The organism is Ruegeria faecimaris (genome assembly GCF_900182615.1).
Taxonomy (GTDB): domain Bacteria; phylum Pseudomonadota; class Alphaproteobacteria; order Rhodobacterales; family Rhodobacteraceae; genus Ruegeria; species Ruegeria faecimaris.
This window is the reverse complement of the sequence record NZ_FXTE01000001.1, coordinates 720,727-734,871: the sequence shown is the minus strand read 5'-3', so window position 1 is coordinate 734,871 and position 14,145 is coordinate 720,727. Positions and strand designations below refer to the sequence as shown.

Annotated in this window: 14 protein-coding genes; 10 read left to right on the top strand and 4 right to left on the bottom strand. The window is 57.1% G+C overall.

Features of this window, described 5'->3' with window-relative positions:
• The first annotated feature begins 75 nt into the window (after nt 1-75).
• Together FN806_RS03675 and FN806_RS03670 are read left to right on the top strand one after the other, a co-directional pair.
• Nucleotides 76-984, top strand: a complete 909-nt coding sequence (locus tag FN806_RS03675; protein ID WP_142634117.1) for an AAA family ATPase — start codon at nt 76-78, stop codon at nt 982-984.
• Nucleotides 984-2,240 carry a vWA domain-containing protein gene (locus FN806_RS03670; RefSeq protein ID WP_142634115.1) on the top strand — a complete coding sequence of 419 codons (1,257 nt, stop codon included), beginning with the start codon at nt 984-986 and terminating at the stop codon, nt 2,238-2,240. Before FN806_RS03675 ends, FN806_RS03670 begins: the two co-directional genes overlap by 1 nt.
• A 3-nt stretch (nt 2,241-2,243) precedes the next feature.
• Here FN806_RS03670 and FN806_RS03665 read toward each other — a convergent pair whose 3' ends face one another.
• Nucleotides 2,244-2,744 (bottom strand): hypothetical protein, encoded by a 501-nt coding sequence (locus FN806_RS03665; protein WP_246097135.1) that lies wholly within the window; start codon nt 2,742-2,744, stop codon nt 2,244-2,246.
• Between the two features lie 225 nt (nt 2,745-2,969).
• Here FN806_RS03665 and FN806_RS03660 point away from each other — a divergent pair, with 225 nt between their 5' ends.
• The 5 genes from FN806_RS03660 (at nt 2,970) to FN806_RS03640 (ending at nt 8,870) form a co-directional block, all read left to right on the top strand.
• A complete protein-coding gene (locus FN806_RS03660) occupies nt 2,970-3,938 on the top strand; it encodes an XdhC family protein (protein ID WP_142634113.1) in 969 nt (322 codons plus the stop codon).
• Nucleotides 3,935-4,936: a molybdopterin-binding protein gene (locus FN806_RS03655; RefSeq protein ID WP_142634111.1), complete on the top strand. Its 1,002-nt coding sequence runs from the start codon at nt 3,935-3,937 to the stop codon at nt 4,934-4,936. Before FN806_RS03660 ends, FN806_RS03655 begins: the two co-directional genes overlap by 4 nt.
• Nucleotides 4,937-5,083: 147 nt before the next feature.
• Nucleotides 5,084-5,569, top strand: a complete 486-nt coding sequence (locus FN806_RS03650) for a (2Fe-2S)-binding protein (protein ID WP_142634109.1) — start codon at nt 5,084-5,086, stop codon at nt 5,567-5,569.
• Nucleotides 5,570-5,623: 54 nt separating this feature from the next.
• Nucleotides 5,624-7,984: a xanthine dehydrogenase family protein molybdopterin-binding subunit gene (locus tag FN806_RS03645; protein WP_142634107.1), complete on the top strand. Its 2,361-nt coding sequence runs from the start codon at nt 5,624-5,626 to the stop codon at nt 7,982-7,984.
• 94 nt (nt 7,985-8,078) lie between these two features.
• Nucleotides 8,079-8,870: an FAD binding domain-containing protein gene (locus FN806_RS03640; RefSeq protein WP_142634105.1), complete on the top strand. Its 792-nt coding sequence runs from the start codon at nt 8,079-8,081 to the stop codon at nt 8,868-8,870.
• A gap of 52 nt (nt 8,871-8,922) precedes the next feature.
• On the opposite strand, the gene FN806_RS03635 is transcribed toward FN806_RS03640, so the two are convergent.
• Complete coding sequence (locus FN806_RS03635) at nt 8,923-9,822, bottom strand: MurR/RpiR family transcriptional regulator (protein ID WP_142634103.1); 900 nt, start codon at nt 9,820-9,822, stop codon at nt 8,923-8,925.
• 83 nt (nt 9,823-9,905) lie between these two features.
• Here FN806_RS03635 and FN806_RS03630 point away from each other — a divergent pair, with 83 nt between their 5' ends.
• From FN806_RS03630 to FN806_RS03620, 3 genes are all read left to right on the top strand, one after another.
• Entirely contained in the window at nt 9,906-10,673 is a 768-nt protein-coding gene (locus FN806_RS03630; protein WP_142634101.1) for a beta-keto acid cleavage family enzyme, read from the top strand.
• A complete protein-coding gene (locus tag FN806_RS03625) occupies nt 10,670-11,986 on the top strand; it encodes an aspartate aminotransferase family protein (RefSeq protein ID WP_142634099.1) in 1,317 nt (438 codons plus the stop codon). The genes FN806_RS03630 and FN806_RS03625 overlap by 4 nt, the downstream gene beginning before the upstream one ends.
• Before the next feature lie 73 nt (nt 11,987-12,059).
• A complete protein-coding gene (locus FN806_RS03620; protein ID WP_142634097.1) occupies nt 12,060-12,449 on the top strand; it encodes a hypothetical protein in 390 nt (129 codons plus the stop codon).
• A 48-nt stretch (nt 12,450-12,497) separates the two neighbouring features.
• Here the strand turns inward: FN806_RS03620 and infC are convergent, their stop codons facing one another.
• Nucleotides 12,498-13,079: a translation initiation factor IF-3 gene (gene infC / locus FN806_RS03615; protein WP_246097134.1), complete on the bottom strand. Its 582-nt coding sequence runs from the start codon at nt 13,077-13,079 to the stop codon at nt 12,498-12,500.
• Between the two features lie 123 nt (nt 13,080-13,202).
• Complete coding sequence (locus FN806_RS03610) at nt 13,203-14,036, bottom strand: ferredoxin--NADP reductase (RefSeq protein ID WP_142635135.1); 834 nt, start codon at nt 14,034-14,036, stop codon at nt 13,203-13,205.
• Between the last annotated feature and the right edge of the window lie 109 nt (nt 14,037-14,145).

The following is a 14,145-nucleotide window of genomic DNA, read 5'->3' as shown; positions in this document are numbered from 1 at the left end:
TCTGGGTGGCGGGGCCGGGGCCTTGACGCCCCCGCGCTAGCATGACCTGTTAAGCAACGAAAGAAAGAGGGTTCCATGACGCAGCAAGATTCCATTGATGCCGTGCAGCAGATGCTAGGCTCGCAAGGTTACGTTTGCGGTCGGGCCTTGGCGACAGTGGTGTTTTTGTCGCTTAAACTGGGCCGCCCACTATTTCTAGAAGGTGAGGCAGGCGTTGGAAAAACCGAAATCGCCAAAGCACTGGCCGCTGGTCTGAACCGCCGTCTGATCCGCCTGCAATGTTATGAGGGGTTGGACGCATCCTCGGCGGTTTACGAATGGAATTTCCCGGCGCAAATGGTGGCGATCCGAACCGCCGAAGCCTCGGGCGGCGCCGACCGGGGGGCGTTGCAGACCGAATTGTTTTCTGACGACTACCTGATCGAGCGTCCGTTGCTGCAGGCCATGCGCCCGGATGAAAACGGGGCTCCTGTCCTGTTGATTGATGAACTTGACCGCACGGATGAACCGTTCGAGGCCTTCCTGCTGGAAGCGCTCAGCGATTTTCAGGTCACTATCCCCGAATTGGGAACTGTCAAAGCGCCGGAGCCACCGATTGTCATCGTTACATCGAACCGAACGCGAGAGGTGCATGACGCTCTGAAACGCCGGTGCCTGTACCATTGGGTCGATTACCCGGATTTTGACCGTGAAATTGAAATTCTGAACGCCCGCGCCCCCGAGGTCGCCGAGGCGCTAAGCCGAGAGGTCGTCGCCTTTGTCCAACACCTGCGCACAGAGGATCTGTTCAAGAAACCAGGCGTGGCCGAGACGATCGACTGGGCCAAATGCCTGCTGGCGCTGGACGTCATCAACCTTAGCCCCGAAGTGATCGGCGACACGCTGGGAGCAATCCTGAAATATCAGGACGATATCCAGCAACTGCAAGGGTCCGAGGCGAAACGCATTCTGGATGAAGCCAAGGCGTCGCTGGAACCTGCCTGATGGCTGAACAGCTCCCTCTCGACATCCCCGACAACCCAAAACTGGCGCAGAATATCACTCATTTCGCGCGGGCTTTGCGCAAGGCCGGGTTGCCCATCGGCACCGGTCGGGTCGTGGATGCGATCCGGGCGGTTCAGGTTGCGGGCTTCTCGGAGAAGCGCGACTTTTACTGGACGTTGCACGCTTGTTTCGTGACCCGACCCGAGCATCGGGCAGTATTTGCGCAGATTTTCCGCATGTATTGGCGCGACCCTCGTTACATGGAACACATGATGTCCATGATGCTGCCCGCGATCCGCGGCGTTCAGGAAGAGCGCAAGGCCGAAGCTGCAGAGAAACGCGCGGCCGAGGCTCTGCTGGACGGCGTCGAACGGGACTTGCCTGACAGCTCTGACATCGAGGAAGAAACTGAGCTGGAGATAGATGCGTCGCGGACCGCGTCCTCGGAAGAACGGTTGCGCAATCTAGACTTTGAGCAAATGAGCACCGAAGAAATTGCCTTGGCCAAGCGCATTCTGGCACAGCTGAAATTGCCGGTAAAACCAATCGAGTCGCGCCGAGGCCAAGCCAGCCACCTTGGGCATCGGATCGACCGCGCCCGCACGCTGCGCGCATCCATGCGGCAGGGTGGTGAACTGCGGGACATCGCGTATTTGAAGCCGAAACAACGGTGGCCGAACCTTGTCGTTCTCTGCGATATCTCAGGATCCATGAGCCAGTACTCTCGTATCATCCTGCATTTCCTGCATGCGGTTTCAAACGTCAAGGGCGCGGGGTGGGCCAAGGTTCATGCGTTTACCTTCGGCACGAGGTTGACGAATATCACTCGGCACCTGCGCCAACGCGATGTGGATGCTGCCTTGTCGGCGGCGGGGGCCGAGGCGCAAGATTGGGAGGGTGGCACGCGGATCGGGGAATGCCTGCACGCTTTTAACCGTGACTGGTCGCGTCGGGTTCTGGGGCAGGGTGCGGTGGTGTTGTTGATTACGGATGGTCTGGATCGGGGCGAACCCGAGGTGCTTGGAAAAGAAATCCAGCGCCTGCATCTGTCAGCCCGCCGTTTGATCTGGCTGAACCCTTTGTTGCGATGGGATGGCTTTGCGCCAAAAGCGCAGGGGGTGGCGGCGATGCTTCCCCATGTTGACAGCTTTCGGGCCGGTCATTCCATTGCGTCGCTGGAAGATCTGGCCAAAGTCATCTCAAAACCGGATGACATGGGTGAGAAAGCGCGGTTGATGGCCGCGCTTTCGAAGTAGGTCTCAACCAAGCTGTTCTTCGTTGCACTTACGCGCCATTTCCATCGCTTTGTACGTACCGGTCAGATCAACGGTGAAGGCGAATTCCTTTTCGGGGAACACAACCATAACTTTCTGTTTGGCAAGGTCTTCGGCAAACTTGGGGTCATCCGACAGCACATAGCCACCCGAATAGCCTTTGGTGATGTTGCCCTTCATGCCGGTGGCTTCTCCAAGATACAGGTTTTCGCCCAGCAGGATCGCCACAGCCTCGGTTTCGCCACGCTTGATGTTGGTTTCAGCTTTGGTGAATACGCCAACATATCCCACGCCGCGGTCTTCGGTCAGGCCCATTTGAACCACGTTTTCCGCGTCATCAACAGCTTCGATCAGGCAGGATTTCTTGTCTTCGTCGATGAAGATTTTCCATCCGTCCACTTCGCCATAGCGCAGGAAGGTATCTGCGCTGGCCACTGTCGCCGCTAGCATTCCCAATACCGATCCGAGTGTAATAATGTGTTTCAAGTCTCTGTCTCCTTTTGAAAATTATCTGCGTCACAGCTGCGCATGATCCGCGTTTAGGTCAGAATCGGGAGGGCTGGCAATCAATGCTTGGGATGTTCGGCTGAAACCCGCGGGGCTTTGCATAGCATTTGGAATTTCTTTCAAGGCCCATGAGTTAGCCTGATGGTTTACTTTTCATCCTGCCAAACCTGCCTATGTTGGTGCGGGAAACGCCAGGAGGGCGATATGGACAGATTCGACAACAGCCCCGAGACTGCTCTGGATTGGTATGAAACGGGAAAGCCAGTTGCGCTGGCTACGGTTGTTCAGACCTGGGGCAGTGCCCCCAGACGTGTTGGCGCTCAGCTTGTGATAGCAGGTGATGGCCGCTTTGAGGGGTCGGTATCGGGTGGCTGTGTCGAAGGTGCGGTTGTCGTCGAGGCGTTGGAAGCGATCGAAGAGGGTGAAGCGCGCCTACTTGAATTCGGGGTCAGTGACGAAGATGCTTTTGCGGTCGGGCTGGCCTGTGGCGGAACAATTCGGGTACTGGTCGAACCTATTGGATCGGTCCTTCCTGAAAGCATATTGAGCGATCTGGTCGCTGCACGCGCGCAGCGCGAGCCTGTGGCTTATGAAGTGAATATCGAATCCGGCCATCGTGCGTTGCAGCGCGATCGTTATCCCGAACGCATGCGCATGGACCGGTCCGGTTTCGAAGAGGATGCGAAGACATTTGTTTCGGTCCACAATCCGCCCTTGCGGTTGATAGTGGTCGGGGCCGTTCATATTGCTCAGGCTCTGGTCCCGATGGCGCGAATTGCGGGGTACGACCCTGCGATTGTAGATCCGCGAGATGCGTTTGCAACCGCCGCAAGATTCCCTGAGGAAACCGTGCTGACGGATTGGCCAGATGAGGCCGTTGCAAAGCTTGGAATGGATGCGCGAACGGCTGTTGTCTTGCTGACCCATGATCCAAAACTGGATGATCCCGCGTTAGAGGCCGCCCTGAGAGCCGGGGTGTTCTATATTGGGGCGCTGGGGTCTAATCGAACGCATGCGAAACGCGTCACCCGGATGAAAGAAGCCGGATTTACTGAAGGGCAGATTTCACAGATTCACGGTCCCGTAGGCTTGGATATCGGTGCCGCCGATCCTGCGGAAATTGCGGTTTCCATATTGGCCGAAATGACTGCGGTGTTGCGGGGCAAAGCATGAAGTTTGGCTCGGTTCCTTTGCGCGAGGCCGCTGGTGCAATTCTGGCGCATTCAGTGAAAGCCCAAGACACAAAGCTGCGTAAGGGCCTTTTGCTCACGCAAACTCATCTGGATGAAATGGCCGCCGCCGGGTTGACCTCGGTCACTGTTGCGCAGCTGGAACCCGGTGATTGTCACGAAAACGACGCTGCCCGGAGTTTGGCAGAGGCTTTGGCCCCGGACCCGGCAACCGTGGGATTGCGCGTCACCGAGCCGTTCACAGGGCGCGTTAACCTCTTGGCGAGAGGCCCCGGAGTCGCTGTTCTGGACGTACAGGCGCTGGAAGCGTTCAACTTGGTTAACCCGATGATTACCGTGGCCACAGTACCCCAATATCAACAGATGGGATCAGGCGGGATGGTGGCGACGATCAAAGTCATTTCTTATGCCGTCCCCGGCGAAGATGTGGTGCGTGCCTCGGCGCTGGCACAAGGGGCGGTGCGCCTGTCTGGCCCGGTGTTTCGCAGTGCCGGCCTGATCGTCACAGACATCCCCGGAGGTGTTTCGAACGACAAGGGAATAGCTGCAATCCGAGGGCGTGTCGAAGCCCTGGGTATGGGTTTGGATGACATTCGGGTGGTGCCACATGAGATTCAGGCGCTGTCTGCTGCATTGACGGGTGTTAAAGGGGATATTGTCCTGATCTTGACGGGCTCAGCAACTTCGGATGCGCATGATGTTGCGCCGCAGGCTGTTCGTGTTGCAGGCGGTCAGGTGGATCGGTTTGGAATGCCAGTAGATCCGGGCAACCTGTTGTTCACCGGTCTGCTGGACGCCAGACCCGTAATCGGTTTGCCGGGGTGTGCGCGCTCTCCTGCACTGAACGGCGCGGATTGGGTTTTGTCGCGCGTGGCTTGCGGGATTGAAACGACAGCGGCGCATATTGCAGGCATGGGGGTCGGTGGATTGCTCAAGGAAATCCCGACCCGGCCACAGCCACGCGCATCTATCAAGCGGTAAGGCGTTTGACATCAATTTAAGGCCCAGATCAGACCGCTTTGTTCGGCATTGTGATCTGTCATAAACGGCGCCCTGCGAAATTTTTGTTCTCAAACAATAAGTCCCGTGTTTAACTCGACAGAGAAAAATATGACATGGGAGGAACTTATGACACAGGTCACCATGACCGTGAACGGGAGGTCTGTTAGCGGTGAGGTTGAGGGTCGGACGTTGTTGTCTGGATTTTTACGTGATCATCTGTCGCTGACCGGAACGCATGTTGGATGTGACACTGCGCAATGTGGGGCGTGTGTTGTTCATGTGAATGGCGCGGCGGTGAAGTCGTGCAACATGCTTGCGCTGGAAGCAGACGGGTCTGAGGTCGCCACGATTGAGGGCCAGGCCGCTGAGGATGGGTCTTTGAACGTGATTCAGCAGGCGTTTCAGGATCATCACGGGTTGCAATGCGGGTTTTGTACGCCGGGCATGGTGATGAGCGCCGCCGCCTTGCTGAAAGAGAACCCGCGCCCGAGCGAAGCCGAGATTCGAAAGTATCTGGAAGGCAACCTGTGCCGCTGCACAGGCTATCACAACATTGTCAAAGCGATCATGGCCGCATCGGGCCAGGACGTAAGCGGCATCGCTGCCGAGTAATACCGACGTAAAGAATTTTCGACGAAAATTCTTTTTCAGGGAGGAGAACAAGCAATGCCCAAAGACAGTGGCATCGGAGCCAGTTCCAAACGGCGCGAGGACGTGCGCTTTTTAACCGGAGCAGGCAATTACACCGACGATATCAACGTGCATGGCCAGGCCTATGTGCATTTTCTGCGGTCCGACATCGCGCATGGCCGGATCAACAGTATCGACACCTCGTCTGCCGAGGCCATGCCGGGCGTGGTCAAAGTGTTTACCGGCAAGGATTTCGAAGGCGTGGGCGGCATGCCCTGTGGCTGGGAAGTGACCGACAAGCACGGCGCACCGATGCAGGAACCTCCGCATCCCATTTTGGCACAGGGTAAAGTGCGCCATGTGGGCGATCCGATTGCTGCTGTGGTCGCCGATAGCCTGGAACAGGCCCGCGACGCGGCTGAGGCGATCGAGCTTGATATCGAGGAGCTGCCCGCCGTGATCGACATGAAGGCCGCCGCGCAAGAAGGCGCAACGCTGGTCCATGACGATCTGAAGAACAACATCTGCTATGATTGGCAGTTGGGCGAAACCGATGATGCCAAGGTCAATGAGGTCTTTGCCAATGCGGCCCATGTCACCACGCTGGATCTGGTGAACAACCGTCTGGTTGCCAATCCGATGGAGCCGCGTGTGGCGGTGGGCGAGTACAGCCGCGGCACCGAAGAATACACGCTTTATACCACGTCGCAGAACCCGCATGTGATCCGCCTGTTGATGTGTGCCTTTGTTCTGGGTCTGCCCGAACACAAGGTGCGCGTGGTCGCGCCGGATGTGGGTGGCGGCTTTGGCACCAAGATCTTTCACTATGCCGAAGAGGCGTTCTGCACCTTCGCCGCGAAGGCTTGTAACCGCCCGGTCAAATGGACCTCGAGCCGGTCCGAGGCGTTCATGTCAGACGCGCATGGGCGCGACCATGTCGGACAGATCGAACTGGCGCTGGATGCAGACAATAACTTTATCGGTCTGCGCACCAACACCTATGCAAATATGGGTGCGTATCTGTCGACCTTCTCCAGCTCGGTGCCGACATGGCTGCACGGGACGCTGATGGCGGGCAACTACAAGACGCCGGTCATTCAGGTCAACGTCAAGGCGATGTTCACCAATACGGTCCCGGTGGATGCCTATCGCGGCGCGGGCCGTCCGGAGGCGACGTTCCAGTTGGAGCGGGTCGTGGATAAGGCAGCGCGTGAACTGGGTGTCGATCCGATCGCCCTGCGCCGGCAGAACTTCATCACCCAGTTCCCCTATGACACACCGGTGGCGCTGACCTATGACACAGGCGATTATAATGGGACGATGGACAAGCTTGAGTCCGCTGCTGATCTGGCAGGCTTTGCCGCGCGTCGCGCTGAAAGCGAGGCCAAGGGCAAGCTGCGGGGTCTGGGCGTCAACTGTTATATCGAGGCTTGCGGTATCGCGCCGTCGAACATCGTTGGCATGCTGGGGGCCCGTGCGGGTCTGTATGATGCGGCGACTGTGCGGGTGAATGCCACCGGCTCGATCAGCGTCATGGTAGGTGCCCATAGCCACGGGCAGGGGCATGAAACGGCTTTCCCGCAGGTTGTGGCGGACATGATCGGTATCGACGAGTCGATGATCGAGATCGTGCATGGCGACACGTCGAAGATTCCGTTTGGCATGGGCACCTATGGCTCGCGGTCTTTGGCAGTCTGTGGATCGGCGATGGTCAAGGCAACCGAGAAAGTGATCGACAAGGCCAAGAAGATCGCGGCGCATCTGTTGGAGGCGTCCGAGGCTGATATCGAGCTGAAGGACGGTCAGTTCAGCGTGGCAGGGACCGACAAGTCGGTGGCCTGGGGTGATGTCACCCTGACGGCCTATGTGCCGCATAACTTTCCGCTGGAGGTCGAGCCCGGGCTGGAGGAGACCGCCTTTTATGACCCGGCCAACTTTACCTTCCCGGCTGGCGCCTATGCCTGTGAGGTCGAGGTTGACCCCGAAACCGGCCGGGTCACCATCGAAGCCTTCACTGCCGCTGATGACTTTGGCAATATCGTCAACCCGATGATCGTGGATGGTCAGGTGCATGGCGGCATCGGTCAGGGCATCGGTCAGGCATTGCTTGAAAACTGTGCCTATGACGAAAACGGTCAGCTGCTGAGCGCATCCTTCATGGACTATGCCATGCCGCGTGCCGATGATGTGCCGTTCTATGCGGTGGATCATTCCAGCCAGACGCCATGTACGCATAACCCGTTGGGTGTGAAGGGCTGTGGTGAGGCCGGGGCAATCGGTTCACCACCTGCGGTGGTCAACGCGGTGCTGGATGCGTTGAATTCAGGCGGCAAGGCCATCGATCATATCGATATGCCGGTGAGTCCATCGCGTGTCTGGACCGCGATGCACGGGTGAGAGGTTGGGGTGCGAGGGGTCAACCCCTCGCGCTCCCCGAGATATTTATAGCCAGATGAAGGGCGGATCAGCGCCTTTCGGAAAGGAAGACGAAATGTACAATTTCGAATTTGAGAAACCCTCGACCATAGCCGACGCGGTTGCCGCTTTAGGGGCTGAGGATGCGCAGGCGTTGGGTGGTGGGCAAACCCTGATCCCGACGCTGAAACAACGATTGGCTGCGCCATCGGCACTCGTCTCGCTCAGCGGAATTCCCGAAATGCAGGGCGTCTGTGTTGGGGATGACGGGTCGGTTTCTATCGGTGGCGCAACGCCGCATGCAGTTGTTGCGCAAGAGGCGGCGGGATCATACCCGGCGCTGGCCGCATTGGCCGGTCAGATCGGTGATCCGGCGGTGCGCAACCGCGGCACGATTGGCGGCTCGGTTGCGAATAACGATCCGGCGGCCTGTTACCCGGCGGGTGTGCTCGGATCCGGGGCCACGATCGTGACCAACGCCCGTCAGATTGCGGCGGATGCGTTTTTTGATGGCATGTTCTCGACCGCACTGGATGAGGGTGAGATCATCACATCCATCCGCTTTCCGGTGCCACAGGCCGCGAGCTATCAGAAGTTCTTGCAGCCAGCCTCGCGCTTTGCGTTGGTGGGTGTCTATCTGGCCCGGTTCGCCGACGGTGTGCGTGTGGCGGTCACGGGCGCCAGCGAGGATGGGGTGTTCCGCTGGTCCGAAGCAGAACAGGCGCTGAATACTGAATTCCGACCGGACGCGTTGATGGGGCTGAACATCAACCCGGCCAACATGATCGGCGATCTTCATGGCAGCAAAGCGTATCGCGCGCATCTGGTCAGTGTGATGACCAAGCGGGCTGTGCTGGCCTGCATGTAAGTAAATCGGCTTTTAGTCGCAAAGCCTCGGGGTGTGTCCCTCGGGGCTTTTTCTATTTTCGGCGAATTTTCGGAAGCTTGTTTGGCTGCCAATAGGCTCCGGTATCTTCGCGCGCCTTTTGATAGGCCTCAACGCGGTGCGCTGCTGTTTTACCACCGGCGTCAAATAAATGGCCGATGAGACATTCCAACACAGCCATGACACCGGTAAAGCTCGAGGTGTGATGTTGTGACCTTGTGCTGACGTTAAAGGCGACATCCGGCTCGACACCCGGCGCAATGACTTCGCTGTCCGAGATCAGGATGACCCGAAGCCCCTTTTCCCGGGCGAACCTTATGGATTTAATCGTCTCCGCAGAATAGGGGCTGACCGTGATTGCCAGCAGACAGTCCTTGTCATCGGCATCCAGCAGATCATCCGTGGCCGAGCCGATGTGGCGCGGTATTAGTTGAATACCGGGGTGCGCCATGCGCCCGGTATAGGAAAAGTAATAGGCCAGCGCGTAACTGGCGCGGGTGGCGGTCACGAAGCAACGGCGGGACCTGAAGATATGGTCAACGGCTAGATGCGCTGTCTCGGGCCTCATCAATCGCAGGGACCTGACGACGACATTCTGTTCGTTGCGGGCAAGTCTGGCTTGAAGCTGACCATGGGCGCCGTCCGCTTGCATGTGGGTTTGCCAGGACGCGCCAAGGAATTCTTCGGTATCCGTCGCCAGGTTTTGCCGGAACGGTGCGCGAAAGGCTTGAAACCCGCCAAAACCCATATGCTGGGCCAATCGGACAAGGACATTTGCACTGACACCGATCTTCTCGGCAGTTACCCGTATCGGGTCGAGGCCAAAATCCGCGGGGTGATCAATGATGTATTTGGCTGCCGCCTGAAGTCTGGGCGGCATCTGGTCGATGTTTTTCCTCAGGTTATCTGTCAGCTGGCGTTGGGTCTCTGTCATGAAAAAACATATGTTATGAAAGAAGGAGGTGTAAAACATAGGCCGCTTGCATAGATGCGGCAACAGGTAAACGGGGGCAGGGAATGTCACAGCATCGGTCGAAATCCGAACCCTACATTCTGGCGGCGCCCAATGGTGCGCGCCGAGGTGCGGCAGATCACTCAGCCCTGCCTGTCACAACCGTGCAAATTCTTGAAGCGGCCAGAGCATGCCATGAGGCCGGTGCGGCCGGTCTTCATCTGCACATTCGGGACACAGAAGGCCGTCACTCTTTGGACGCGGGACAGTATCTGGAAACACTTGCCGAACTTCGGCGGAGGGTTCCGGCCCTGGACATCCAGATCACAACCGAGGCGGCAGGGATTTTTGATGTAAGCAGCCAGTTCGAATGTCTGAGGAAGGTTAGACCGGCTTGGGCGTCGATCTCGGTCCGCGAAATCGCGCGCGATAACGATCTGGCTGACCGGATCTATGGTCTTTGCGCGGATCAGGGGACGCGGGTTCAGCATATTCTTTACGACGCTGAAGATGCGGCCCTATTAACAAGGTGGCAAAAGCGTGGTGTTGTGCGCGAACAGCAATCCGACCGTTTGCTTGTTCTGGGGCGCTATCGGACTGATCAGGAATCAAAGCCCTCTGATCTGGATGCGTTTCCGGACGGGGATTCGCCCTGGATGATCTGTGCCTTTGGAAAACAAGAGCATGACTGTCTGGTACATGCGGCGTCCTTGGGCGGTGATGTCCGGGTCGGATTTGAAAACAGCATCGCAGATCGGAACGGAGACACTTGGGACAATAACGCCGCCTCAGTCGCAGCCCTTGTTGCCAGATTGAAAGAGGATAGATCATGAGCCACGTTTTCCCACGCCATACGAAATCTCAGCTGCCGGTCGCGGTTGGCGGCGAAGGCTGCTATCTGATCGATGCTGACGGTAAGCGGTATCTGGATTGCGGTGATGCTGCTGTGTCCTGTCTTGGCCACTCAAACCGGGCGGTGATCGAGGCGGTTCAAAGCCAGGTTGAAAAGATCGCCTTTGCGCATACCGGGTTTATGACGTCCGAACCTGCCGAAGCCCTTGCGGACCTTCTGATTGATCATGCGCCCGGGGATTTGGATCGCGTTTATTTCGTATCCGGAGGGTCCGAAGCAACAGAGGCCGCCATCAAACTGGCACGGCAGTATTTTCTTGAGATCGGTCAGCCCGAGCGCCGCCATGTCATCGCGCGCCGCCAAAGCTATCATGGAAATACTCTGGGGGCCTTGTCAGCGGGGGGAAATGCCTGGCGCCGTGCGCAATTCGCACCGATGCTGATCGAAATGACCCATATCGCGCCCTGCTACGAATATGCCGAAAAGCAAGATGGTGAGAGCAGCCACGCCTATGGTCAACGGGTGGCCGATGAGTTGGAGGCCGAAATTTTGCGTCTTGGCCCTGAAACCGTCATGGCGTTTATGGCCGAGCCAGTCGTGGGGGCAACGCTGGGGGCGGTCCCGGCGGTCGAAGGGTATTTTAGGCGGATACGTGAAATCTGTGATCAATATGGCGTTTTGCTGATCCTGGATGAGGTCATGTGCGGAATGGGGCGCACCGGGCATTTGTTTGCCTGCGATCACGATGGAATTGCCCCGGATATTCTGTGCATCGCCAAGGGTTTGGGGGCGGGTTATCAACCCATCGGCGCAATGTTGTGTACGAGCCGGATATATAAGGCGATCCAAAATGGGTCAGGGTTTTTCCAGCACGGGCATACCTATGTCGGCCATCCGGTGGCAACTGCAGCGGCATTGGCGGTGCTGAAGGAATTGACGAGCCAACAACTGCCCCTGCGCGCCGAGTTTATGGGACAGAGACTGCAATCTGCGCTGGAAACTGCGTTCAGCGAGCACCCTAATGTCGGTGATATTCGGGGCCGCGGGCTGTTCCGCGGTATCGAGCTGGTCTCGGATCGGGCCGGAAAAACACCGTTTGATCCCGCACTTGGTCTCGCGGGCAAGATCAAGAAGGCGGCGTTGAACGCTGGTCTGATCTGTTACCCCATGTCTGGCACGCGCGATGGTCGAAGTGGTGACCATATTCTGTTGGCGCCGCCTTTCATTATCGACGGCGCACAGATTGAGGAATTGGTTGATAAGCTGGAGGTTGCACTCAAAGCCGCGATCTGACGCTCTTTTGATCTGACTTTCTCTTTTTACTCAATAGGGTATCGACAAAAGGTCAATTCCTGAAGGAGCGATGATGATTGTCGACATCTGGAAGAGTTTTCGGGACTTGCCCGCCTGGGTACAGATCTGGTTGGTGGTGCTGCTCATCCCGACCAATCTGGCACCTCTGGCGTATCTGGATCAGCCAAATGGTATTCTAATCGCAGCACTCTCAATCGGTGGGATGGCATTGAATCTTCCGATCATGCTGGCGACACGAGGGATGAGCAAAGCGATGGCATTTCCGCATCTAATATGTTGGGTGCCAATGGTTTTCGTCGTGATTGCAGCATTTGCAAGCGAAGCTGAACTGGCGACCGGATATGCGAAATTTCTAGTGTTTCTACTGGTTATTGACCTGATTTCGCTGGCATTTGATGTGAATGACGCAAGGGTCTGGCTCAAAAGCCGAAGCGCAAAATAAAACCCCCTCAATCCGAGGGGGTTTCGAATAACGCAGTTGTCGCAGGGCTTACTTCTGCGGCAGCGGGCCGATCATCATGATCATCTGACGACCTTCCATCTTGGGCATGTTCTCGACCTTGCCGATTTCCTTGGTGTCCACGGCAACACGTTCCAGCAGCTCACGGCCCAGATTCTGGTGTGCCATCTCACGACCACGGAAGCGCAGAGTCACTTTTACCTTGTCGCCGTTTTCAAGGAATTTGAACACGTTACGCATTTTGACTTCATAGTCATGAGTATCGGTGTTGGGCCGGAACTTGACCTCTTTCACCTCAATGACTTTTTGCTTTTTGCGCGCTTCGGCCTCGCGTTTCTGCGTTTCGTATTTGAATTTACCAAAGTCCATGATTTTGCAAACCGGAGGGTTTGCATTCGGCGAAATCTCGACCAGATCCAGGCCGGCTTCGTCCGCGAGTTGCATGGCTTTGGCGGGATGAACCACCCCGACATTTTCACCTTCGGCGCCGATAAGGCGAATTTCGGGGGCACGGATCTTATCATTGACGCGCGGGCCGGTGTCTCTCTGTGGCGGCGCGTTGTGAGGTCTGCGAGCTATGGGTTCATTCCTTTGATGATTGCAGAATTTCAAGCCCGGAATTTAGACTGGGCTGCGGGACGATTCAAGCGGCATAAGTGACCACCAGCGTGAATTTCCCATGATATTCCCGCGTTTTTGCCGATCTGATGTCGCATATCAGACCGGCAAACCGGATTAGCCAACAAAGGCCTTTTCAATGACGAATTCCTTGGGGTCGGAATTTGCGCCTTCGCGCAGTCCGAAATCCTCGAGGATTTTTTTGATATCCAGGTTGAAAGCCAATGATCCGCAAACCATCGCGCGGTCCGTATCCGGCTGGATGCCGCCCTCAATCGCCAGATCGGCAAATACTGTGCCGTCTTTCAACAGCTCGGTAATGCGGCCCATTTTGGGGCTCTGTTCGCGTGTGGTGGTCGGGTAGTAACGAATCTTGTCCGCAAAACCTTCGCCCATCAGCTCAGCCAGCATTTCGTCCTTACGGATGTCTTCAATCAGTTGGCGACCATATTCCAGCTCGGCCACTTCGCGGCAGGTATGGGTGATTATGACCTCATCATAATCCTCATAGGTCTGTGGTTCGCGCAGCAGAGAGGCGAAGGGTGCAAAGCCGGTGCCGGTGGCAAAGAACCACAGGCGCTTACCAGGCAGCAGGGCGTCATGGACCAGCGTGCCAACCGGCTTGGGCCGCAGGATGATCTGATCGCCTGGTTTGATGTGCTGAAGTTTCGAAGTCAGCGGGCCGTCCTGTACCTTGATCGAATAGAACTCAAGCTCTTCATCCCAGGACGGCGAGGCGATGGAATAGGCGCGCAGCAGGGGTTTGCCGTTGTCGCCCAGCAGACCGATCATCACAAACTCGCCCGAGCGGAACCGCAAGGACGCGGGGCGCGACACTTTGAATGAGAACAGGCTGTCAGTCCAATGCTTGACGTCTGTCACAGTCTGGGCGTCCGGCAGAACGGGGGCCTTCACGGCGGTTGCTTCGGTCACGGGTTTCATCTCTGTCATCGTTTCACTGCCGGTGGAGTAAACCGACATCTCCGTTTAATCTTTGATCCAAGTCAGGAAAAGGGGGCTCTTGCCCCTACGTTCCTATTTGAGGCTGCGAAAGGCGATT